At 72.0% G+C, this 21,753-nt stretch carries 19 protein-coding genes and 1 tRNA gene; 11 read left to right on the forward strand and 9 right to left on the reverse strand.

Annotated features, from left to right (window positions below):
- Nucleotides 1-127: 127 nt before the first annotated feature.
- The 4 genes from ACWGI6_RS34860 to ACWGI6_RS34875 form a co-directional block, all read right to left on the reverse strand.
- Entirely contained in the window at nucleotides 128-802 is a 675-nt protein-coding gene (locus tag ACWGI6_RS34860; RefSeq protein WP_453271214.1) for an HAD family hydrolase, read from the reverse strand.
- 106 nt (nucleotides 803-908) lie between these two features.
- Nucleotides 909-1,199, reverse strand: coding sequence for a Bax inhibitor-1/YccA family membrane protein (locus ACWGI6_RS34865; protein WP_453271215.1), 291 nt, complete (start codon nucleotides 1,197-1,199; stop codon nucleotides 909-911).
- Between the two features lie 150 nt (nucleotides 1,200-1,349).
- On the reverse strand, nucleotides 1,350-2,291 hold the full coding sequence (locus tag ACWGI6_RS34870; RefSeq protein ID WP_453271216.1) for a pseudouridine synthase: 942 nt from the start codon (nucleotides 2,289-2,291) through the stop codon (nucleotides 1,350-1,352).
- Between the two features lie 140 nt (nucleotides 2,292-2,431).
- Nucleotides 2,432-2,519: transfer RNA gene (locus tag ACWGI6_RS34875), tRNA-Leu, on the reverse strand.
- A 384-nt stretch (nucleotides 2,520-2,903) separates the two neighbouring features.
- On the opposite strand from ACWGI6_RS34875, the gene ACWGI6_RS34880 reads away from it, so the two are divergent.
- From ACWGI6_RS34880 to ACWGI6_RS34890, 3 genes are all read left to right on the forward strand, one after another.
- Entirely contained in the window at nucleotides 2,904-4,229 is a 1,326-nt protein-coding gene (locus ACWGI6_RS34880) for a M20/M25/M40 family metallo-hydrolase (protein WP_453271217.1), read from the forward strand.
- 142 nt (nucleotides 4,230-4,371) lie between these two features.
- A complete protein-coding gene (locus tag ACWGI6_RS34885; RefSeq protein ID WP_393906949.1) occupies nucleotides 4,372-4,605 on the forward strand; it encodes a chaplin in 234 nt (77 codons plus the stop codon).
- Nucleotides 4,606-4,775: 170 nt separating this feature from the next.
- Nucleotides 4,776-5,543 (forward strand): chaplin, encoded by a 768-nt coding sequence (locus ACWGI6_RS34890; protein WP_453271218.1) that lies wholly within the window; start codon nucleotides 4,776-4,778, stop codon nucleotides 5,541-5,543.
- 85 nt (nucleotides 5,544-5,628) lie between these two features.
- On the opposite strand, the gene ACWGI6_RS34895 is transcribed toward ACWGI6_RS34890, so the two are convergent.
- Complete coding sequence (locus ACWGI6_RS34895) at nucleotides 5,629-5,817, reverse strand: DUF5703 family protein (protein ID WP_006607658.1); 189 nt, start codon at nucleotides 5,815-5,817, stop codon at nucleotides 5,629-5,631.
- Between the two features lie 47 nt (nucleotides 5,818-5,864).
- Here ACWGI6_RS34895 and ACWGI6_RS34900 point away from each other — a divergent pair, with 47 nt between their 5' ends.
- Complete coding sequence (locus ACWGI6_RS34900) at nucleotides 5,865-6,533, forward strand: hypothetical protein (protein WP_393906946.1); 669 nt, start codon at nucleotides 5,865-5,867, stop codon at nucleotides 6,531-6,533.
- A gap of 139 nt (nucleotides 6,534-6,672) precedes the next feature.
- On the opposite strand, the gene ACWGI6_RS34905 is transcribed toward ACWGI6_RS34900, so the two are convergent.
- Nucleotides 6,673-9,246 carry a helix-hairpin-helix domain-containing protein gene (locus tag ACWGI6_RS34905; protein WP_453271219.1) on the reverse strand — a complete coding sequence of 858 codons (2,574 nt, stop codon included), beginning with the start codon at nucleotides 9,244-9,246 and terminating at the stop codon, nucleotides 6,673-6,675.
- Entirely contained in the window at nucleotides 9,243-10,226 is a 984-nt protein-coding gene (locus ACWGI6_RS34910) for an aldo/keto reductase (RefSeq protein WP_453271220.1), read from the reverse strand. Before ACWGI6_RS34910 ends, ACWGI6_RS34905 begins: the two co-directional genes overlap by 4 nt.
- A 127-nt stretch (nucleotides 10,227-10,353) precedes the next feature.
- On the opposite strand from ACWGI6_RS34910, the gene ACWGI6_RS34915 reads away from it, so the two are divergent.
- Complete coding sequence (locus tag ACWGI6_RS34915) at nucleotides 10,354-11,409, forward strand: LLM class F420-dependent oxidoreductase (RefSeq protein ID WP_453271221.1); 1,056 nt, start codon at nucleotides 10,354-10,356, stop codon at nucleotides 11,407-11,409.
- A 284-nt stretch (nucleotides 11,410-11,693) separates the two neighbouring features.
- Entirely contained in the window at nucleotides 11,694-12,482 is a 789-nt protein-coding gene (locus ACWGI6_RS34920; protein WP_453271222.1) for a ferritin-like domain-containing protein, read from the forward strand.
- A 34-nt stretch (nucleotides 12,483-12,516) separates the two neighbouring features.
- On the opposite strand, the gene corA is transcribed toward ACWGI6_RS34920, so the two are convergent.
- The gene (gene corA, locus ACWGI6_RS34925; RefSeq protein WP_453271223.1) at nucleotides 12,517-13,509 is read right to left on the reverse strand and encodes a magnesium/cobalt transporter CorA; all 993 of its coding nucleotides are present in this window, start codon (nucleotides 13,507-13,509) and stop codon (nucleotides 12,517-12,519) included.
- Nucleotides 13,510-13,568: 59 nt separating this feature from the next.
- On the opposite strand from corA, the gene ACWGI6_RS34930 reads away from it, so the two are divergent.
- The 5 genes from ACWGI6_RS34930 (at nucleotide 13,569) to ACWGI6_RS34950 (ending at nucleotide 20,448) form a co-directional block, all read left to right on the forward strand.
- Nucleotides 13,569-14,267: a histidine phosphatase family protein gene (locus ACWGI6_RS34930; protein WP_453271224.1), complete on the forward strand. Its 699-nt coding sequence runs from the start codon at nucleotides 13,569-13,571 to the stop codon at nucleotides 14,265-14,267.
- Between the two features lie 120 nt (nucleotides 14,268-14,387).
- Nucleotides 14,388-14,978 carry a DUF3090 domain-containing protein gene (locus tag ACWGI6_RS34935; RefSeq protein WP_393906939.1) on the forward strand — a complete coding sequence of 197 codons (591 nt, stop codon included), beginning with the start codon at nucleotides 14,388-14,390 and terminating at the stop codon, nucleotides 14,976-14,978.
- Nucleotides 14,979-14,983: 5 nt separating this feature from the next.
- Nucleotides 14,984-15,868, forward strand: a complete 885-nt coding sequence (locus tag ACWGI6_RS34940; protein ID WP_453271225.1) for an SCO1664 family protein — start codon at nucleotides 14,984-14,986, stop codon at nucleotides 15,866-15,868.
- 131 nt (nucleotides 15,869-15,999) lie between these two features.
- Entirely contained in the window at nucleotides 16,000-17,229 is a 1,230-nt protein-coding gene (mshC, locus tag ACWGI6_RS34945) for a cysteine--1-D-myo-inosityl 2-amino-2-deoxy-alpha-D-glucopyranoside ligase (protein WP_453271226.1), read from the forward strand.
- A 162-nt stretch (nucleotides 17,230-17,391) separates the two neighbouring features.
- Nucleotides 17,392-20,448 carry an NPCBM/NEW2 domain-containing protein gene (locus tag ACWGI6_RS34950; protein ID WP_453271227.1) on the forward strand — a complete coding sequence of 1,019 codons (3,057 nt, stop codon included), beginning with the start codon at nucleotides 17,392-17,394 and terminating at the stop codon, nucleotides 20,446-20,448.
- Nucleotides 20,449-20,543: 95 nt separating this feature from the next.
- Here the strand turns inward: ACWGI6_RS34950 and ACWGI6_RS34955 are convergent, their stop codons facing one another.
- Complete coding sequence (locus ACWGI6_RS34955) at nucleotides 20,544-21,659, reverse strand: PAC2 family protein (RefSeq protein WP_393906935.1); 1,116 nt, start codon at nucleotides 21,657-21,659, stop codon at nucleotides 20,544-20,546.
- Nucleotides 21,660-21,753 lie beyond the last annotated feature (94 nt).

Consider the following 21,753-nt stretch of genomic DNA (forward strand, 5'->3'; position numbering starts at 1 on the left):
GGCGGGGGGACGCCCCCGCCCCGCCGCCCGCGGTCAGCGCTGCGGGCGACCGGGCCCCGGGCACGGGCTCCCGCCCCGCAGTCCCAGGACACCTTGGGTCCCACCACCGTCACGTCCCTCACCCCTCTCAGAAGTGCCGCAGCAACTCACCGAACGCCGACAGCCGCAGTACCTTCTCGTCGGCGGGGTCGAGCTCGCCGTGCTCCAGGACCCAGGTGTGGTCGTGCGGGATGAACACCGCGTTCAGACCGGCGGAACGGGCCGGCAGGATGTCCGACTTCGGGGAGTTGCCGATCATCCGTGCCGAGGCCGGCGCCAGGCCGTAGGCGCGGGTCAGCTCCTCGTAGGTGGCGGTGTTCTTCTCCGCCACGATGTGGATGCCCCGGAAGTGCCGGGTCAGCCCGGAGGCCGCCACCTTCCGCTCCTGCTCCTCGGTGTCGCCCTTCGTCAACAGCAACAGCTCGTGCCGCCGGGACAGCTCGGCCAGGGTCTCGGCCACCCCCGGCATCAGCTCCACGCGGTCCCGGTCGAAGGCCGCCGCCCATCCGGAGATCCGCGCCGACTCCTCGGCCGTCGCGGCCCGCCCCCGCAGCCGCGCCACGCACTCCCCGAGGCTGTGCAGAAACACCTTGCTGCCGTAGCCGAGGGTCACCGCGTTCGCCGCCTCGATCCCGTCGAGCACGGCCCGCACCCCGGCCCGGTCGAGTCCGGGGTGGGTCATCCACTCCAGGAACTCCTCGATGACCCGCTCGAAGACCACATTGTTCTCCCACAACGTGTCATCGGCATCGAAGATCAGCATCCGTCCGCCAGCCCCTCTCACCACTCCACCGACCGGCGCACCTTAGGCACGTCCGGCGGCCGTCCGCACCCGAAATTCAGTGGGGGAGGACATCACGGCCGCACCGTCACCACCAGCGGAGGTACGACAGCAGCCGCAGGATCTCCAAGTAGAGCCGGACCAGGGTCATCGCCAGTCCGAACGCGACGTACCAGGCCCACCGGTGCGAGGCGCCGGACTGCAGAAAGCGGTTGGCGGTCTCGAACTCCACCAGGAAGAAGTAGGACGCGGCGGCGATCGCCACCACACTCACGGCGATCGCCAGGACGCCGCCGTCCCAGCACCGGCCCCATCGGCCCCGGCGCCTCGGCCCGCCGCACCGGCGACAGCCCGGCCCCGGCAAGCACCTCGGGATCACCGCTCAGCCACGTGACAGCGACTGCGCCGCCTCTCCGGTCTCCGTGTCCCGCTCGATCCCGATCCGTACGCGCACCGCCGCCCCCGCCGCCGTCCGTGAGCCCCGTCCGAGCGGCCGGCACAAGTGGCGTCCCGCACCCAGGTCCCACGATCACGCCATCGGGGCGGAGTCCCACACCGCCAGTCGCCGCCCGCTCTCGAACCGCCGCGTCCGGCCGTCCACCGGGTCGGTGAACTCCAGTGCCTTCGCCAGCAGTTGGAGCGGCGCGGTGAAGTCGTCCGGGTCCGGGTCCCCGACGACCGGATAGACCGGATCGTTGAGGATCGCCAGCCCGAGGCCGTTCATATGGACCCGCAGCTGATGGGTACGGCCGGTCGCGGGCAGCAGCCGGTACCGCCCGAGCCCGCCCCGCCGTTCGGCCAGCTCGATCCGGCTCTCCGCATTGGCCGCACCGGCTTCCTCCCGCGCGGCCATCACCCCGCGCTCCTTCACGATCCGGCTGCGCACGGTCACCGGCAGCGCCACCGTCCCGTCGTACGGCGCCACCGCCTCGTACTCCTTGCGCACCCGCCGCCCGCTGAACAGATTCTGGTACGCGCCCCGGTCCTCGGGCCGTACGACGAACAGCGCCAGCCCCGCCGTCAGCCGGTCGAGCCGGTGCGCGGGCTGCAGCGCGGGCAGCGCGAGATCGCGCCGCAGCCGGGCCAGTGCGGTCTCGGTGATGTGCCGCCCGCGCGGCGTCGTGGCGAGGAAGTGCGGTTTGTCGGCGATCACGATCCGCTCGTCGCGGTGGACGATCCGCACCTCGAACGGCACCGGCACCTCCGGCGCGAAGTCCCGGTGGAACCACACATACCGTCCGGGCTCGTACGGCTCGCCCCCGCTCAGAGCCCCGCCGACCCCGACGAACCGCCCGGCACCCAGCATCGCGTCCACCTGCCGCGCCCCGATCGCCCCCTGGAACCGGTGGAGCAGATGATCCCGGACCGTGCCCCACACCCCGTCCGGATCGGCGGGCAGCCGCACCCGTACGGGATCGATACCGGCACGCTGGGGGAGCGGGGCGGGCGGAACCGGGGATCTGCGTCTCACCCGGCAAGAGAACCCCAGCCGGGCCCGCAAGGCAAAGCGCCGGCCGGGACCGCTCCCGCCCGCCCAGCCCCGCACGGCGGCCCGCGCCCAGGAAACGCAAAAGGTGCCGACTGAAGATCAGCCGGCACCTCTGTGCACGATGGTGTCCGAGGGGGGACTTGAACCCCCACGCCCGATAAAGGGCACTAGCACCTCAAGCTAGCGCGTCTGCCATTCCGCCACCCGGACAAGGTGTCTGCCGGTGCGGCCTGGGCCGTTCCGACGTGGAAAACAATAGCAAACGTTCGCGGGTGGTCGATCACCCCCGCATGCGGCCTGATGCGCCCCTGTGACCAGGGCATGTCGGGAGTATTGCGGCCTTGGGCGGAGTGGGTGCCGGGTGGAGGATGGCGGTGGACCCCGCCGCGGGCCGCCCTCCTCGGGGCGCGCGACGCGGCCGTGAAGCCAGAGGAGGCATTGTGAGCGAGCTCCGCGAGCGAACGATCGAGAGGTGCGTGCCCCGCGAATGCGGGGCCGAGCGAAGCGAGGTTTCGGCATGAGCGAGCTCCGCGAGCGAACGATCGAGAGGTGCGTGCCCTGCGAGTGCGGGGCCGGGCGAAGCGAGGTTTCCGCATGAGCCAGTCGCAACCGGCCCGTACGGTCACCGGCGAGGACGAGGTCGTCGACCTGTGCCGGGACCTGATCAGGATGGACACCAGCAACTACGGCGACCACTCGGGACCGGGAGAGCGGGCCGCCGCCGAGTATGTCGCGGAGAAGCTCGCCGAGGTCGGCCTCGAACCGCAGATCTTCGAGTCCCACAAGGGCCGCGCCTCGACCGTCGCCCGGATCGAGGGCGAGGACCGCTCGCGGCCCGGGCTGCTGATCCACGGGCACACCGACGTCGTGCCGGCCAATGCCGACGACTGGACCCACCACCCCTTCTCCGGCGAGATCGCCGACGGCTGCGTCTGGGGCCGGGGCGCCGTCGACATGAAGGACATGGACGCGATGACGCTGGCCGTCGTCCGTGACCGGCTGCGCACCGGGCGCAAGCCCCCGCGCGACATCGTGCTGGCGTTCCTCGCGGACGAGGAGGCGGGCGGCACCTACGGCGCGCGCTACCTCGTCGATCACCACCCGCATCTGTTCGAGGGCGTCACCGAGGCGATCAGCGAGGTCGGCGGCTTCTCCTTCACCGTCAACGAGCAGGTGCGGCTCTACCTCATCGAGACGGCCCAGAAGGGCATGCACTGGATGAAGCTGACCGTGGACGGCAACGCCGGTCACGGTTCGATGATCCACAAGGACAATGCCATCACCGAACTGTCCGAGGCGGTCGGCCGGTTGGGCCGTCACGAGTTCCCGGTGCGGGTGACGAAGACGCTGCGCTCCTTCCTCGACCAGCTCGGGGACGCGCTGGGGACCGAGCTCGACCCCGAGAACATGGACGCCACGCTGGCCAAGCTCGGCGGTATCGCCAAGCTGATCGGCGCCTCGCTCAAGAACACCGCCAACCCGACGCAGCTGGGCGCCGGCTACAAGGTCAATGTCATCCCCGGACAGGCCACCGCTCATGTCGACGGCCGGTTCCTGCCGGGCCACGAGGAGGAGTTCCTGGCCGACCTGGACCGGATCCTGGGCCCGCGCGTCAAGCGGGAGGACGTCCACGCCGACAAGGCGCTGGAGACCACCTTCGACGGTGCGCTGGTCGACGCGATGCAGTCGGCGCTGCAGGCCGAGGACCCGATCGCGCGGGCCGTGCCGTACATGCTCTCCGCCGGTACGGACGCCAAGTCCTTCGACGATCTCGGGATCCGCGGATTCGGCTTCGCCCCGCTGAAGCTGCCGCCGGAGCTGGACTTCGCAGGAATGTTCCACGGTGTGGACGAGCGAGTGCCGGTGGACGGACTGAAGTTCGGGGTGCGGGTGCTCGATCGGTTCATCGGCCAGAGCTGAATTCGGCGCGGATTACCTGCCTTTCGCGCCGGCTTCGCTGAAAAGAGTGAAAGCGCCGATGTGTTCGTAGCTTCAACAGCATTTTCTTCGTTGCAGTGAGTGCGGTCCGCGGCTGGGATCGTATTGCCTACAAGGAGGAATAATGATCAAGAAGGTCGTCGCCGCTGCAGCAGTTGCCGGTGGTGTGGTGCTCGCCGGTGCGGGCCTGGCCGTTGCCGACTCGGGTGCCCAGGGCGCGTCCCTGAACTCTCCTGGTGTGATTTCCGGTAACACCATCCAGGTGCCGGTGCACGTTCCGGTGAACGCTTGCGGCAACACGGTCTCCGTGATCGGGCTGCTGAACCCCGCGTTCGGCGCGGGCTGCGTCAACAAGTGACCTTCTGGCGTCCTTTGGCGTTGTATTTGCACCCGTAAGGGTCTGACTCGGCCCGGCTCCGGAAGGCGTGCCACGCATTCCGGAGCCGCTGGGTATTTCGGCGGACCGGTGGATCTCTCCAAGGATCGCTTGTCCGTATTCCTGTAAGGCACTAGGCAGGGGAACAACCTATGAGACAGGTCGCGCGAAAGGGCCTGATCACCATGGCGGCCGCCAGTGGCGTACTCGCCATGGCCGCCGGCTATGCACAGGCCGACGCGGGAGCCGCCGGAGGCGCGGCGCACTCTCCCGGCGTGGGATCCGGCAACAATGTTCAGGTACCGGTGCACGTACCGGTGAACGCCTGCGGTAACACCGTCAATGTCGTCGGGCTGCTGAACCCCGCGTTCGGCAACCACTGCGCCAACGGTGTCGGTGGCCGCGGTGGCCACCACAACCAGGGCGGACACCAGGGCGGTGCGAGTGCCGCCGGCGGCGCCGCGCACTCGCCCGGTGTCGGGTCGGGCAACAATGTTCAGGCTCCGGTCGACGTACCGGTGAATGCCTGTGGCAACAATGTCTCGGCGGCCGGGCTGCTGAACCCGGCCTTCGGCAACCACTGCGCCAATGGGTCGTCGCACGTCCCGGGACGGCCGCACCACCCGGGGAAGCCGCATCACCCCGGCAAGCCCCACCACCCCGGCAAGCCGCATCAGCCGGGCAGGCCGCACCACCCCGGCAAGCCGCATCAGCCGGGCAAGCCCAGCCAGCAGATGCCGCACTCCCCGGTGACGCATCCGCAGACCGGGGGGCACAGCCAGATCGTGACGCCTCCCAAGCCTGTCGGGCACCTCGCGCAGACGGGTGCCGGAGCGGTCGGCTATGCGATTCCGGTCAGCGCCGGGATGCTGCTCGGGGGCGCCTTGCTCTACCGCAAGACGCGCACCGCCCGTCGGTGAGCAGTAGCGGATAGCGCACCGGCGCTTCACGGAGCGGGCCCTGCCGAGCGGGGCCCGCTCTGCCGTGTTCAGGCGCTGGTGGCGCTCACCATGTGGCGCGGAGCTGGCGGATGATCCGGCGGCGCAGCCGTACCTTGCGGCTTCCGTCCGGGTTCAGGCGCAGTCGGTCCAACTCCCAGTGTCCGTACTCGGCATGGTCGGTCAGCAGGCGTGTGGCGGCCTTCCGGGACACGCCCCGAGGCACATACACATCGCAGAATTCGTATTCCGGCATCGCATCTATTGTGCGGGACCGGCCCTGGTACGGATAGCGTCTGCACTATGTCTGATGCTGCGCAGCCTTCCGCTGCCGAGGTACGTGCCGCCGCCGAGGCGGTCAAAGCCGCGCTGGACCGTCACCTCGACGCGGTCGAACGCCGCTCGGGGCAGGATGATCCGGCTGTCTACGCCGCGTTCGACGAGCTCGCCGCGGCGGCTGAGGTCTATGACGAGCTGCTGTACGACACCTATGACGAGGTCACCCCCTTCGAGATCCCCGGGAGTGACGCGTTGCCCGCCTACGCGGGTCCGGAGGAGCCGAGTGCGCTGAGTCTGCTGATCCGGCGCGACTACACCGTCGCCGAACCGCAGCGGCTGCTGCATCAGGCCCAGCGCATCGCCGATCTCGATCCGGACGCCGCCGACGAGGCGGGCAGCGGTGCCGACGCCGCCGCGGTCGTCGGCACCAGCGTGCATGCGGCGCTCGGCGTGCTCTTCGGGGAGTTCGAACCGGACGAGATCGCCTCCCGGCACAAGGAGTTCGGCCTGGAGGAGGGCGATTCCACCCTCTGGGTGGCGGCCGCCGACGACCCGGCCGAGCCGGGGGAGTGGCTGTCCGCACCGTTCGATCAGGCAGACCCGCAACGGGTGGTGTGCCGCTTCGACGTCAGCGCGGTCTTCGACGAGGAACTGAGCGACGACGGTCTGGAGTCGCTCGACAACGAAAGGTGAGGCCGCGCCGGGGTGCCCGCTGCCTCGCCGCCGCACCCTGACCCGCAGGGACCGCTGCCCCGGTCCGTCGGCAGGATGCTGCTGACGGACCGGGGCAGCGGCGGTGGGACGCCCGCGGGGGGAGTGGGTGGATACCTGCTCAGCCGGCCGCCGACGGCTCCCCGGCGCTCTGCACACTGTGCTGCAGCAGGGTGCGCAGCCGGGTCGTGCGTTCCTTGACGGGGACGTCGGTGACCGCTTGGGGAAGCGCCTGGTCGACGCCCTGGACGACCGACAGATGCCGCTCGCCCCGGCTGAAGGCCGTGTAGACCCAGGCGCGGGTCAGCCCGCCGGCGGCGTCGCCGGGCAGTACCACCACCGCGGCGGGCCAGCGCATCCCGGCCGCCTGATGTGCGGTGAGCGCCCAGCCGTGGCGTACGGCTCCCGCAGCGACCTGCTCGCGCGACACCACGGCCGCTGTGCCGTCGCAGTCGAGATGCAGCCCGGACGCGTCCGCGCCGGTGACCGTGCCGGGGACCGTGCGGCCGGGGGCCGGGGCGTAGGCGACGCGGTCGCCGGGGTCGAAACCGCCGAACCGGCCGGGGCCGGGGTTGAGCCGCTCCTTGAGGGCGGTGTTCAGCGCGCGGGTGCCGGCCGCGCCCCCGTGGCCGACGGTGATGACCTGGGTCTGCTCCGCGGGGACGCCGAGCGCCCGGGGCACGGAGTCGGCGACCAGCTGGACGGTGCGGTGCACCGCCTCCCCGGCATCCCGCGCCGGGACGATCACCACTTCCTTGCCGGGCGCCTCGACCTGGCTCAGCTCGCCGATGCCGATGCCCGACACCAGCTCGCCGATCGGGCCGAAGTCCGGGGTACGGGAGGCGATCTGAGGGCAGAAGCCGGCCGCGAGCACGTCGGCGAACAGCCGGCCGGGCCCGGCGGACCACAGCACCCCCGGGTCGCCGCTGAGCACCAGGCGGGTCCCGTCGGTCAGCGACTCGACGAGCAGCGCGGCGGTCTCCAGATCCAGCTGCGGGGCGTCCAGCACCACCAGCAGATCGAGCGCGAGGGCGCCGTCGGCGTCCCGGCCCGGGCCCTGCTGCCCGGACAGCAGGCCGGACACGGTCACCGCGGCCGCGCCGGGGTCCATGGATCCGGCGCCGGCGGCGTCCGGTGCGGTCTCGGTGAGGTGCGCGGCCAGGCGCCGGCGGCCGTTCTCGGTGTGCGTGGCGCCGAACGCCCGCAGCCCCAGCGAGCGGGCCGCGGCGATCAGCGCGGCCGGCTCGGCGCGGGCCGCCTCGGCGCCGGTGTGAGCCACCAGGCCGCTGTGTGCGGCGGAGCGGATGAGCTCAGCGGCCGACGGCGATGGTGCGGCGGCCGCCGCGGCCTCCCAGGCGGCGGCGGAGGGGCGTACGGGCACGGGAGCGGTGATGGCGTCGGCGTCGGGGGGCGTACCCGTGCTTTCGGCGTCGGGGGCCGGGGCGGCACTCTCCGCGGACGGGCTCCCGTCGGCGCCCGCCGGCTCCTCGTCCGCCGCTTCGCCGCGGGCTCCCTCGGCGTCCGCCGCGGTCTCCTGCTCCGGCTCCGCCACCGCCTCGAAGGTGTTCAGCAGCCGCGCCAGACCGTCGGCGACGCTCTCCTCGGCCATCGCGAACCGGTCCAGGCCGAGCAGGATCCGGACCGGCTGCTCCTCCTCGTCGGTGCCCGTGGCGGGACGCGCCCGGCCCGGTTCCTCGACCGCGTCCTGGAAGACCAGCACGGCACCGTCCGCGATGGCGGTCTGCAGGGCGTCATCGGGGTCGGGCACCGAGCGCTGGGCGAGCGCGGCGCGCAGCGCGGCGGCCTCCAGGGCGGAGTGCCCCGCGACGGCGGCCTGTTCCAGCAGCCAGCCGACCAGTGCCTGTGCGCGCCGCTCGTCGCCCGGCCCGCAGGCGGGGCCGAGCAGTGCCCGCGCAAAGCCGTCGGCCTGCTCGGGGCGCACCCCGGGCACGCCCAGCAGCTGCCAGGGGTCTTCGCTCAGCGCCTCGGCCGCCCGTTCCCCGAGCACCTCCGTGGCCGGCTCCGCCAGCGTCTCCGGGGCGCCGCCCGCCGCGAGGACCTGCCGCACGCCCTCGATCCCGGGGGCCGTGGCCACGGCGGGGCGGGGGGCGGGGGCCGGGCCGGCCGGAGCCGGTGCGGCGGCGGGGCTCGTGGTGCCGGCGTCCGCGACGGGCGGACGGGCCGGGCCGTCGGCTCCGTGTGCGGTGTGCGGCCGGGCGGACTCCGGGGCGGGGCCGGGGGCTCCGTCCTGCGGGGCGCGACTGCCGGTTTCCGGGGCGCCCTCGGCGGGACGGGCGGCGGGCGTGGCCGGCTTGGCGGGGCGGGGGGCTTCGTTGAAGAACGAAGCGGCCGAGCGCTCGCCGCTCTCCACCGCCCGTACCGCCGCGGCCAGCGCGTCCGCGGTCGACTTGGCCGACGCGGACACGGGAGCGTCCTGCCCCGCACCGGAGTCCGGAGTCCGGTCCTCGGCGCCGGGTGCCGCGGGCGCCGGCCCGCTCTCCGACGCGTCCTCGCCCGACGCGTCCTCGCCCGACGCGTCCTCGCCCGGTGCGGCGGAGTCCTCCGGAGTCGCCGGGTCCGCGCCGGGCGCCGAGGAGTCCGGCGCCGCGGCGTCATCGGGTGTCTGGGCATCCGCAGTCCCGGGCGCGGCCTCCGGCTCGGGCGGGGTTTCGCCGGCCAGGCGGTCGGTGCTCACAGCGTGCTCCAGTCGTGATCGGGGTAGTGGTGCACCGGAGCCGAAACATCGTCCAGCGCCCGGCGGATCTCGTCAGGAAGACTAAGGGTCTCCACTGACAATGCGGCTCTGAGCTGCTGCTCCGTGCGGGCGCCCAGGATCGGCGCGGTCACTCCGGGGCGGTCGCGTACCCAGGAGAGCGCGACCTGGAGCGGGGTGACGGCCAGTCCGTCGGCGGCGGTGCTGACCGCTTCGACGACCCGGCCCGCGGTCTCATCGAGATAAGGCGCGACGAACGGCGCCAGATGCTCCGAGGCGCCACGCGAGTCGGCCGGGGTCGCATGGCGGTACTTGCCGGTCAGCACGCCCCGCCCGAGCGGCGACGAGGGCAGCAGGCCGATGCCGAGATCGAGGGCCGCGGGCAGCACTTCCCGCTCGATGCCGCGCTGGAGCAGGGAGTACTCCATTTGTGTGCTCGCCAGCCGGTTGCGCAGACCGGGCGCCGCGAGCTGCCAGGTGGCCGCCTTGGCGAGCTGCCAGCCGGAGAAGTTCGAGAGCCCCACATAGCGCGCCCGGCCGCTGGTGACGGCCAGGTCGAGGGCGTGCAGGGTCTCCTCCAGCGGCGTGTGCGGATCGAAGGCGTGCAGCTGCCACAGGTCGACGTAGTCGGTGTCCAGCCGCTCCAGGGAGGCGTCCAGGGCGGCCAGGAGATGGCGCCGGGAGCCGTCGACGCGGCGGTCCGCCTCCAGGACGCTGCCGGCCTTGGTCGCGATGACCAGGTCCTCGCGCGGAACGAGCCCTTCCGTCAGCCGGCCCAGGAGGTACTCGGCGCCGCCGTCGGCGTAGATGTCGGCGGTGTCCACAAGGGTGCCGCCGGCCTCCCAGAACGCCTTGAGCTGGTCGGCGGCTTCCTGCTCGTCCGTGTCGCGGGCCCAGTTCAGGGTGCCGAGCCCGAGACGGGACACGCGAAGGCCCGTACGGCCGAGGTGCCTTTGCTCCATGGGCCTTGAGATTACTGGCCGGGAGCCGGGAACAGGGGACCTGTGGACAACCCGCCGATGACGGCCGGCGGGGACGCGCGCTACAGTCCCCGGAACAGCGACGTTACTGATCGGTAAGGGGAGCGGCATGAGGCTTGGCATCAACCTCGGCTACTGGGGCGCCGGGATGGACTCCGACAATCTCGCGGTGGCAAAGGAGGCCGACCGCCTGGGCTACTCCGTCTGCTGGGCCGCCGAGGCCTACGGCTCCGACGCCCCCTCGGTGCTCTCCTGGGTCGCCGCCCAGACCGAGCGCATCGATATCGGCTCGGCGATCCTCCAGATCCCGGCGCGTACGCCGGCGATGACGGCGATGACGGCCGCGACCCTGGACTCGCTCTCCGGCGGCCGCTTCCGGCTGGGTCTGGGCGTCTCGGGGCCGCAGGTCTCCGAGGGCTGGTACGGCGTCAAGTTCGACAAGCCGCTGGCGCGCACCCGCGAGTACGTGGACATCGTCCGCAAGGCCATGTCGCGCGAGCGGCTGTCCTACCAGGGCGAGCACTGGACGCTGCCGCTGCCCGACGGCCCCGGCAAGCCGCTGAAGCTCACCGTCCACCCGCAGCGCGAGCACATCCCGCTCTACATCGCCGCGATCGGCCCGAAGAACCTGCAGCAGACCGGTGAGATCGCCGACGGCGCACTGCTGATCTTCCCCTCCGCCGACCACCTGGAGGAGACCGCGATCTCGCACCTCCGGGCCGGGCGCGAGAAGGCGGGCAGGACGCTGGACGGCTTCGACGTCTGTCCGACGCTGCCGCTGGCCCTGGGCGCGGACGGCGACGTCAGCGCGCTGGCCGACATGTTCCGCCCGTACACCGCCCTGTACGTCGGCGGGATGGGCAGCCGTAAGCAGAACTTCTACAACCAGCTGGCCCAGCGGATGGGATACGAGAAGGAAGCCGCCGAGATCCAGGACAAGTACCTGTCCGGCGACAAGGAAGGTGCCGCCGCCGCGATCCCGGAGCGGCTGATCGACCAGACCACGCTGCTCGGTTCCGTCGAGCGGATCGCCGAGCGGATGCAGGCCTACGCGGCGGCCGGAGTGACCACCCTGACGCTGGCCCCGGCGGGCTTCACCCTGGAGGACCGCCTGGCGTCGCTGCGGGCCGGCACCGAGGCCCTGGAGCGGGCCGGTCTGGCGTAGTTCGCGGAGGCGACGGCTCGCAGCGGTGCCCGTCGGGAAGTGCCGCACACGGCCCGGCGCCCGCAGCGCCGGGCCGGCCGAGCCCGCGGCCGTGGTGGGGGCTCGGGGGACCCACCCCGCCACGGCCGTCAGGCAGCACAACGCGGCGGTGAGCGCACGGGTTACGCCTGCCGCCAGGACAGACATCGCCCGGACGGCCGTACGGCCGAAGGCTCCGGTTGCCTCGTACGGAACACCCCATTTGACTTGTCCTTTACGGGTGTGTCCGTTCGGAGGTGGCGCAGATGTTCTCGGCTCGAAGCCTGTTCGAGGAGATCGTCGACAACGACGACTCCTACCGCCTGTTCTGCTCCATCGCGGCCAGCGGCGAGGCCCAGGGCGGCTGGGAGAACGGCCGGATCGCCGCACTCATGCCCGCCTCGCTGCGCGAGCTGGCGCCCAAGGTCACCCGGCACGCCGCCGACGAGGACAAACACGGCCGGATCTTCCACGCCCTGATGCGCAAGCGCGGCCTGACACCCGCCGAGGTCCCCGAAGAGACCGACTACACCGCGCTGCTGGAGCGGCAGGGCATCGGCCTGGCGCACGACAAGCTGCGCCGCGACCAGCCGCTCACCGAGCTCGACATCATCACCTACCTCGCCCACAGCCGGGTCACCGAACAGCGCGCCGCCGACCAGATGGTGATGCTCAACAAGCACTTCGGCGACCACCCCGAGGTGGGCAAGGCGATCCGGATCATCTCCCACGACGAGGACAATCATCTGGCCTACTGCCACGAGGAGCTGCTGCGGCTGGCCCGCCTCGGCCACGGCCGGACCATCCAGCGGATCCTGCACGACAGCGCCCATGCCGAGATCGTCGTCTACCGGGACGTCAGCCTGGCCGTGATGGACCACATGGGCCGCATCCTGAAGTGGCCGAAGACGAAATCCGGCGGGCTCACCGCCGGGATCCGGACGATGTACGGCTATGAGCGGCTGAGCGGCTGGCGGCGGATGGTCAGCCTCCGGATGCCCGAGCGCCGGAACGCACTGGGCGGCCCGGCCACCTCGGCGCCGGAGTTCGTCTGAGCCCTTGGTGCGTACGGCCGCCGGGACCGCCGGGTCACAGCCAGCCGCGGCGCTTGAACAGCCGGTACAGCGACACCTCGATGACGACCATCACCAGCAGAACCGCCGGATAGCCCAGGCGCCACTTCAGCTCCGGCATGTGATCGAAGTTCATGCCGTAGATGCCGGCGATCAGGGTCGGTACCGCCGCCAGCGCCGCCCAGGCCGAGATCTTTCGCATGTCGTCGTTCTGCCGTACGCCCATCTGCGCCAGATGGGCGGCGAGGATGTCCGAGAGCAGCCGGTCCAGACTCTCCACCGACTCGTTGGCGCGGGTGAGGTGGTCGTCGACATCGCGGAAGAACGGCCGGGCGTGGTCGTGCACGAACGGCACCCCGGGGTTCTGCAGCAGCGTCATCGGCCCGGCCAGGGGGCCGGTCGACCGCCGGAATTCCAGCACCTCACGCTTGAACGCATAGATCTCGGCCGCGGTGTTCTTGGTGTCCCTGCGCACCGGCGCGAACACCTCCGCCTCCAACTCCTCCAGATCCAGCTGGAGTTCGGCGGCCACGTCGATGTAGTGGTCGACCACCGCGTCACAGACGGCGTACAGCACCGCCCCCGGGCCGTGCCGCAGGATCTCCGGGTGCTCCTCCAGCCGCCGGCGCACCGCCGCCAGCGGGCTGGCAGCACCGTGCCGGACGGTGACCACGAACGCGTTGCCCAGGAAGACCATCACCTCCGACGCGGTCACCGTGGAGGCCTCGTCGTCGTAGGTGATCGGCTTCAGCACCATGAACAGTGAGTCGTCATAGACCTCCAGCTTGGGCCGCTGATGCGCCTTGAGCGCGTCCTCGACGGCCAGCGGGTGCAGCCCGAATTCGCTGCTGACGCGCTCGAACTCCTTCTCCGTCGGCTCGTGCATCCCCAGCCACAGGAAGGCGTCCCCCTTGGCCCGCGCCTCCTCCAGTGCACGGGAGAAGTCGGTCGCACAGTCGGTGCGGCGGCCGTCCCGGTAGATGGCGCAGTCCACGATCACACCTGGCATTCTCGCTCGTCACCCCACGACCTGCCAGGAAAGCGGACCGGGAACGTAGGGTGGCGCTCATGCCCACGCTGATCCTGGTGCGGCACGGCCGCTCCACCGCCAACACCGCCGGAGTGCTCGCCGGGCGGGCGCCCGGAGTCGCCCTCGACGAGCGCGGCGCTGCCCAGTCCGCCGCGCTGCCCGCACGGCTGTCCCAGGTGCCGCTGACCGCCGTCGTCTCCAGCCCGCTGCAGCGCTGCCGGGAGACCCTGCAGCCGCTGCTGGACGCCCGGCCGTGGCTCACGCTGCACATCGAGGACCGGATCAGCGAATGCGACTACGGCGAGTGGTCGGGCCGCAAACTCGCCGAACTGAGCGACGAGCCGCTGATGGAGGTCGTCCAGCAGCACCCGTCAGCGGCCGCCTTCCCCGGCGGCGAGTCGATGCGCGCGATGCAGGCCCGGGCGGTGGACGCGGTACGCGACTGGAACGCCCGCATCGAGGAGGCGCACGGCCCCGAGGCGACCTACGCCATGTGCTCGCACGGCGACATCATCAAATCCCTGGTCGCCGACGCACTGGGCATGCACCTCGACCTCTTCCAGCGGATCTCCGTCGAGCCCTGTTCGCTCACCGCGATCCGCTACACCCGGCTGCGTCCCTACCTCGTACGGCTCGGGGACACCGGTGACTTCGGATCGCTCGCGCCCCGGGAGGACGGCGGCGGCGCGGCGGCCGACCGGGACGCGGCCGTCGGCGGTGGTGCGGGAGCAGCGTGATCAGTCGGCGCAGTAGGGTGGTGCGACGGCGCTGCCCGCCACGCACCTGCGATCCGCGCAGTGACCGCAGGACGTGCAGCGACCGCATTGACCCCGCAGTCGAGCAATCGGAGCAGGACGTTGTCCCGTCAGGTGTTCTTCTACGACGCGCCGGACCGCTTCGTGGCCGGTACGGTCGGGCTGCCTGGCCGCCGTAGCTTCTACCTCCAGGCCACCGCCTCCGGTCGCACCACCAGCGTCGCCCTGGAGAAGACCCAGGTCGCGGCCCTCGCCGAGCGGATCGACGAGTTGCTGGACGAGGTCGTGCGGCGCAGCGGCGGCAACGCCCCGGTGCCTGCCGTCTCGCCCACCGAGCTGTCCGACGCCGCCCCGCTGGAATCGCCCGTCGAGGAAGAGTTCCGGGTCGGCACGATGGCGCTCGCCTGGGACGGCGAGGACGAGCGGATGATCGTCGAGGCACAGGCCCTGGTCGAGCTGGACGCGGACAGTGACGAGGACCTCGCCGACGCCGAGGAGCGGCTGCTCCAGGACGACGAGAACGGCCCGCCGATGCTCCGGGTGCGCCTCACCGGAACCATGGCCAGGGCGTTCGCCAAGCGGGCGCTCGAAGTGGTCAACGCCGGCCGCCCGCCGTGCCCGCTGTGCAGCCTGCCGCTCGACCCGGAGGGACACGTATGCCCGCGCCAGAACGGATACCGACGGGACGTCTGAGCGCCATGGAGCCCGCAGCCGAGCAGACCGCGCCGCTGCCCGGTCCCGTCGAACCGCAGGACCCGCCGCCGGCCGCGCCGGAGCCCTCCGGGGGCCTGCCGGACGCCCTTCTCACCGACGGTGAGCTGATCGTACGCGGCCGCATCCAGGAGGCGTCCAACGCCGTGCTGTACTGCACGGTCGCGCAGGACGGCCACACCGCCGCCTGTGTCTACAAGCCGGTCGCCGGCGAGCGCCCGCTGTGGGACTTCCCCGACGGCACGCTCGCCCAGCGCGAGGTCGCCGCGTACGAGATCTCCCGCGCCTGCGGCTGGGACCTGATCCCCCCGACGGTGCTGCGCGACGGCCCGTACGGCACCGGCATGGTCCAGGAGTGGATCGAGCCGCCGGAGCACAGCGACGAGGTCCCCGAACTGCTGGCGCTGGTGGAGGACGAGGAGCCGGGACCCGGCTGGAAGGCGGTCGGCTTCGCGCAGATCGGCGAGGGCCGCACCGCGCTGCTGGTGCACGCCGACCACCCGCGGCTGCGCCGGCTCGCGCTGCTCGACGCCGTGATCAACAACGGTGACCGCAAGGGCGGCCATCTGCTGCCCGGCCCCGACGGAGAGTTCTACGCCATCGACCACGGGGTGACGTTCAACGCCGAGGACAAGCTGCGCACGCTGCTGTGGGGGTGGGCGGGGGAGCCGCTGACCGACGAGGCGCTGGAGGTGCTGCGGGGCCTCCAGCGGGCGCTGGAGGGTGCCGGGCCGCTCGCCGCCCGACTGGCCGAACTGATCACGGATGACGAGATCGAGGCGCTGCGGGCGCGGGTGGCCGGGCTGCTGCGCAGCGGCCGGCACCCGGAGCCGAGCGGCGAATGGCCCGCCATCCCTTGGCCGCCGGTCTGACTTCCGCCGCAGCCACGGTGTGGATGGCCGGACCTTCCTTGCATGGTGGGCCGCCGAACGCAAGACCGCCTTTCCGGCCAGACCTCCGGTCCGGTTCGTATGCGGAACATGCGTCCGGTTAGGCTCAAGGCATGCATGCATGGCCCGCTTCTGAGGTCCCCGCCCTGCCTGGCCAGGGCCGCGACCTGAGGATCCACGACACCGCGACCGGCGGACGGGTAACCCTCGACCCCGGTCCCGTCGCCCGTATCTATGTCTGCGGCATCACGCCGTACGACGCCACCCACATGGGGCACGCGGCGACCTACAACGCGTTCGACCTGGTTCAACGCGTGTGGCTCGACACGAAGCGCCAGGTTCACTACGTGCAGAACGTCACCGATGTCGACGATCCGCTGCTGGAGCGGGCCGTGGCCACCGGCGACGACTGGACGGCGCTCGCCGAACGTGAGACCGCCCTCTTCCGCGAGGACATGACGGCCCTGCGGATGCTGCCGCCCCGCCAGTACATAGGCGCCGTCGAAGCGATACCCGGCATCGTCCCGCTGGTGGAGCGGCTGCGCGACGCCGGCGCCGCCTACGAGCTGGACGGTGACACCTACTTCTCCGTCGAGTCCGACCCGCACTTCGGCGCGGTCTCCGGGCTGGACGCCGAGGCGATGCGGCTGCTGTCCGCCGAGCGCGGCGGCGACCCGGAGCGCGAAGGCAAGAAGAACCCGCTCGACCCGATGCTGTGGATGGCCGCCCGTGACGGCGAGCCGAGCTGGGACGGCGGCTCGCTGGGCCGCGGCCGGCCCGGCTGGCACATCGAGTGTGTCGCCATCGCGCTGGACCACCTCGGTATGGGCTTCGACGTCCAGGGCGGCGGCTCCGACCTCGCCTTCCCGCACCACGAGATGGGCGCCTCGCACGCCCAGGCGCTCACCGGCGAGTACCCGTTCGCCAAGGCGTATGTGCACGCCGGGATGGTGGCCCTGAACGGCCAGAAGATGTCCAAGTCCAAGGGCAACCTCGTCTTCGTCTCCACGGTGCGGCGCGAGGGCACCGACCCGGCCGCGATCCGTCTGGCGCTGCTCGCGCACCACTACCGGGCCGACTGGGAGTGGACCGACGCGGTGCTGGAGGAGGCCGTGGAGCGGCTGGCGCGCTGGCGAGCCGCGGTCTCCCGTCCCGACGGCCCGCCCGCCGACGCCCTCCTGGAGGAGATCCGTACGGCACTGGCCGACGACCTGGACTCCCCGGCCGCCCTCGCGGCCGTGGACCGCTGGGCCGCGGCGCAGGAGTCCGCCGGCGGCACCGACGAGGGCACTCCCGGCCTCGTCTCCCGCGCGGTCGACGCCCTGCTCGGCGTGGCCTTGTAAGCACCGCCGCACCCGTCCTCAGGGGCGCTTCCGCCGAGCGGCGGGGGCGCCCCTCCTGCTGCCGCTCGCCGCGACGCGGCAGCCGGCCGGTGTGCGGAAATCCAGCAACCCGGACCGAGAGTCCATGGTGGCGCGCCACGGCAGCGGACTAGAGCTGCGGGCATGAGGAAACCAACAGGACTGCGGGCGGCGGTCGTTGCCGCGCTGCTCGGTCTCGCGGCGGCCGTCGCCGGACCGGTGGGCAGCGTACGGGCCGACGGCCCCGCACCCGCACAGACCGTCGGCGACATCACCGGCTTCGCGGCGGACGGGCCCGTCTACCACCTGCACGCCGGCCGGGCCGAGGCGCGCGTCAGCTTCGTGACGGACCGTACCTTCCGCGTCGAACTCGCCCCGGACGGCGTCTTCTCCGACCCCACCGGCAAGGACATCGTGCTGCCCCAGGGCGCGCCGCCCGCCACCCACTGGCGGGACGCCGGCGACGCCTACGAACTCAGCACCTCGCAGGTCACCCTGAAGGCCTTCAAGGCGCCACTGCGGTTCGAACTGCGGCGGGCCGACGGCTCGTTGGTGTGGTCCGAGGCGAAGGGGCTGAGCTGGGACGACAAGACCACCACCCAGACCCTGGCGCGCGGCGCCGACGAGCAGTTCTACGGCGCCGGCATGCAGAACGGGCGCGGCAACACCTCCCACCGCGGGCACACCGTCGAGGTCGGCGTCGACTATCACTGGGACGACGGCGGACACCCCAACTCCGTCCCGTTCTACCTCTCCTCCGCGGGGTACGGCGTCTTCCGCAACACGTATGCGCCCAACACCTACGCCTTCGACGAGCCGGTGACGACGCGTGCGAAGGAACGGCGGTTCGACGCCTACTACTTCGCCGGGCCGAGCGCCAAGGACGTCATCGGCCAGTACACCTCGCTGACCGGAAAGCCCTTCCTGCCGCCGCTGTACGGCCTGGAGATCGGTGATTCGGACTGTTATCTGCACAACGCGAACCGGGGCGAGCGGCACACCCTGGACGCCTTGAAGGTCGCCGACGGTTACGCCGAGCACGACCTGCCCAACGGCTGGATGCTGGTCAACGACGGCTACGGCTGCGGCTACGAAAACCTCGCCGAGACCTCGAAGGGCCTGGGCGAGCGGAAGATGAAGCTCGGACTGTGGACCGAGGACGGCATCGGCAAGCTCGCCGACCAGGTCAAGGCGGGCCAGCGGATCGCCAAACTGGATGTCGCCTGGGTCGGTGACGGCTACAAATTCGCGCTGGACGGCTGCAAGGACGCCTACCGGGGCATCGAGGACAACAGCGACGCCCGGGGCTTCACCTGGGCCCCGGAGAGCTGGTCTGGGGCGCAGCGCTGCGGCGTCCAGTGGTCCGGTGACCAGAGTGGCACCTGGGACTACATCCGCTGGCAGATACCGACCTACGCGGGCGCGACGCTGTCCGGGCTCGCCTACACGACCGGCGATGTGGACGGCATCTTCGGCGGCAGCCCCAAGACCTACGTCCGCGACCTGGAGTGGAAGTCCTTCCTCCCGGCGATGATGACGATGGACGGCTGGGCCGACAGCGACAAGCAGCCCTACCGCCGCGGTGAGCCCTACACCTCCATCAGCCGGAAGTACCTGAAGCTCAAGGAGTCGCTGCTGCCGTACATGTACTCCTACGCGGCGGAGGCGACCCGGACCGGCGTCGGCCCGGTGCGCCCGCTGTCGCTCGAATACCCCGACGACCCGAAGGCCGGCACCGACGCCGCCAAGTACGAGTTCCTGACCGGCCAGGACTTCCTCGTCGCGCCCGTCTACCAGGACAGTGGCACCCGCGACGGCATCTACCTGCCCAAGGGCACCTGGGTCGACTACTGGTCCGGGCGCACCTACCAGGGCCCGACGACGGTCAACGGCTACAGCGCCCCGCTGGACACCCTGCCGCTCTTCGTCAAGGCCGGTGCCGCCGTTCCCATGTGGCCGGGCATCAGGTCGTACCAGGACCGGACGGCACACTCGCCGCTCGCCTGGGACGTCTATCCGCAGGGCCGCTCCTCGTTCACCCTCTACGAGGACGACGGGGTGACCCGTGCGCACCGGGACGGCAGCAGTGCCACCCAGCGGGTGCGGGTGGCGGCGCCGCGCTCCGGTGGCGGCGACGTACGGATCGACGTCGGCGCCTCCCGGGGCTCGTTCCGGGGCAAGCAGACGGCCCGGCCGTACCGCTTCACCGTGCACACCGGGGACGCCCCGCGCGGCGTCACACTGGCCGGCCGGCCGCTGAAGCGGCTGCCGTCGGCGGGCGCCTTCGAGGCGGCGGACGAGGGCTGGTTCCACGACCCCGCCGACCGCGCGGGTGTCGTCCGGATCAAGACCGCCTCCCGCCCCACCGACCGGGCCTTCACCCTGCTGCTGAAGGGCGCGAGCGCGGTCGGCGGCAGGACCCCGGGCGCGGCGGCCGCGGTGACCACACCGGGCGGACAGGAGGTGACCAAGGGCGCGCCGACGACCGTACGGACGGCCGTCACCGCGGGCACCCGTACCGCACATGACGTGTCGGTGTCGCTGTCCGCGCCCCAGGGCTGGAGCGTCCCGGCGCCGGTGCGCCATGCGCGGATCGCGGCCGGAACCACCCGGCGCGAGGCGCTGACGCTCACCGCGCCCAAGGACGCCCGGAGCGCGGACCCGGTCACGGTCACCGCGACCGTCCGCTACCGCTCGGCCGGGTTGCCGCGGACGGCGGTGCACCGCTTCGAGGTGCGGGCCGTACCTCCGGCGCCCGCCGGGGACACCTGGGCGAGCGATCTGGAGTGGCTGAGCGCGGCCAATGGCTACGGGCCGGCCGAACGGGACCGCAGCAACGGCGAGTCGGGGGCGGCGGACGGCCATCCGCTCGCCCTCGCCGGGAAGACCTACGACAAGGGCATCGGGACGCACGCCGACTCGGACCTGGAGTTCTTCGCCGGCGGGCGCTGTACGTCCTTCACCGCGGACGCCGGGATCGACGACGAGATCGCCGACTACGGGGAGGTCGCCTTCTCCGTGGAGGCGGACGGCAAGGTGCTGTGGACCTCACCGAAGCTGACCGGAAAGTCGGCGCCGGTGCCGGTGGACGTACCGCTCGGCGGCGCCCGGCACGTACGCCTCAAGGTGACCGATACGGACGGCAAGAAGTCCGGCGATCACGGCGACTGGGCGGGGGCACGCTTCCACTGCTCGGGGTGAACGCGGCCCCGCCCGGGCGGGAGCAACGCACGGGCGCCGGACCGGCTCGACGGCCGGTCCGGCGCCCCTGGCGTGCTGCGGCGCGGTCTTCGCGCTCAGTTTCCGGCGTCCTCCGGGCCGTCCTCCGGCTGCGGGGAGTCGGAGTCCGCGCCTCCCGGCGGATCGGGAGTGTCCGCGGAGCCCTTGCCCTTGCCCGCGTCCTTCGGCCCCGTTCCCGTGTCGTCGCCGGGCTTGGGCTCCCGCGGCTCCTTGGACACCGGGCGGGGCGGGCGGGTGCGGCCGCTGGTGGTGTCGCGGAGGTACGAGCTGTCGCGGCCGTCGGTGAGCCCGCCCTCGGTCGCCACGCCGGGCCCGGACTGCGGGTCACGGCGACGCAGATAGCGCTCGAACTCGCGGGCGATGGCCTCGCCGGACGCCTCCGGCAGGTCCGCGGTGTCCCGCGCCTCCTCCAGAGACTGGACGTACTCGGCGACCTCGCTGTCCTCCGCCGCCAGCTGGTCCACGCCCAGCTGCCAGGCGCGCGCGTCCTCGCTCAGCTCGCCGAGCGGGATACGGACGTCGAGGAGGTCCTCCAGGCGGTTGAGCAGCGCGAGGCTGGCCTTCGGGTTGGGCGGCTGGGACACATAGTGCGGAACCGCCGCCCACAGGCTCACCGCGGGGACACCCGCGTGGGTGCAGGCTTCCTGGAGGATGCCGACGATGCCCGTCGGGCCTTCGTAGCGCGACTCCTCCAGATCGAGCCGGCCGGCGAGATCCGCGTCGGAGGTGACCCCGCTGACCGGCACCGGGCGGGTGTGCGGGGTGTCGCCGAGCAGCGAGCCCAGCACCACCAGCATCTCCACGCCCAACTCATGGGCGAAGCCGAGGATTTCGTTGCAGAACGAGCGCCAGCGCATGCTGGGTTCGATACCACGGACCAGGACGAGATCGCGGGTCCGTCCCTTGCCGTTCGTATCGCCGACGCGGACCACGGAGAGCCGGGTCGTCGGCCAGGTGATCTTGCGTACGCCGCCGTCCAGGAAGACGGTGGGACGGTTCACCTGGAAGTCGTAGTAGTCCTCCGCGTCCAGCGCGGCGAAGACCTCGCCCTTCCATTCCCGGTCCAGATGTGCGACCGCGGCGGAGGCGGCGTCGCCGGCGTCGTTCCAGCCTTCGAACGCGGCCACCATGACCGGGTCGATCAGCTCGGGCACACCCTCGAGCTCGATCACCCAGCGCCTCCTTCCGACCGGTCCGGCCGCCTGGGGCGGTCGCCGGCAGCAGTTCCATTGCGTGCGCTCCCAAGACTACGGCGTCCGAGGTGCC

This window comes from Streptomyces sp. NPDC054786, assembly GCF_053611685.1.

Bases quoted from the DNA above. Each gene is read 5' to 3' on its own strand.
- ACWGI6_RS34860 (WP_453271214.1), bottom strand. From the start codon at position 802: ATGCTGATCTTCGATGCCGATGACACGTTGTGGGAGAACAATGTGGTC.
- ACWGI6_RS34880 (WP_453271217.1), top strand. From the start codon at position 2,904: ATGAGCCAGTCGCAACCGGCCCGTACGGTCACCGGCGAGGACGAGGTC.
- ACWGI6_RS34885 (WP_393906949.1), top strand. From the start codon at position 4,372: ATGATCAAGAAGGTCGTCGCCGCTGCAGCAGTTGCCGGTGGTGTGGTG.
- ACWGI6_RS34890 (WP_453271218.1), top strand. From the start codon at position 4,776: ATGAGACAGGTCGCGCGAAAGGGCCTGATCACCATGGCGGCCGCCAGT.
- ACWGI6_RS34895 (WP_006607658.1), bottom strand. From the start codon at position 5,817: ATGCCGGAATACGAATTCTGCGATGTGTATGTGCCTCGGGGCGTGTCC.
- ACWGI6_RS34900 (WP_393906946.1), top strand. From the start codon at position 5,865: ATGTCTGATGCTGCGCAGCCTTCCGCTGCCGAGGTACGTGCCGCCGCC.
- ACWGI6_RS34910 (WP_453271220.1), bottom strand. From the start codon at position 10,226: ATGGAGCAAAGGCACCTCGGCCGTACGGGCCTTCGCGTGTCCCGTCTC.
- ACWGI6_RS34915 (WP_453271221.1), top strand. From the start codon at position 10,354: ATGAGGCTTGGCATCAACCTCGGCTACTGGGGCGCCGGGATGGACTCC.
- ACWGI6_RS34920 (WP_453271222.1), top strand. From the start codon at position 11,694: ATGTTCTCGGCTCGAAGCCTGTTCGAGGAGATCGTCGACAACGACGAC.
- corA (WP_453271223.1), bottom strand. From the start codon at position 13,509: ATGCCAGGTGTGATCGTGGACTGCGCCATCTACCGGGACGGCCGCCGC.
- ACWGI6_RS34930 (WP_453271224.1), top strand. From the start codon at position 13,569: ATGCCCACGCTGATCCTGGTGCGGCACGGCCGCTCCACCGCCAACACC.
- ACWGI6_RS34940 (WP_453271225.1), top strand. From the start codon at position 14,984: ATGGAGCCCGCAGCCGAGCAGACCGCGCCGCTGCCCGGTCCCGTCGAA.
- mshC (WP_453271226.1), top strand. From the start codon at position 16,000: ATGCATGCATGGCCCGCTTCTGAGGTCCCCGCCCTGCCTGGCCAGGGC.
- ACWGI6_RS34950 (WP_453271227.1), top strand. From the start codon at position 17,392: ATGAGGAAACCAACAGGACTGCGGGCGGCGGTCGTTGCCGCGCTGCTC.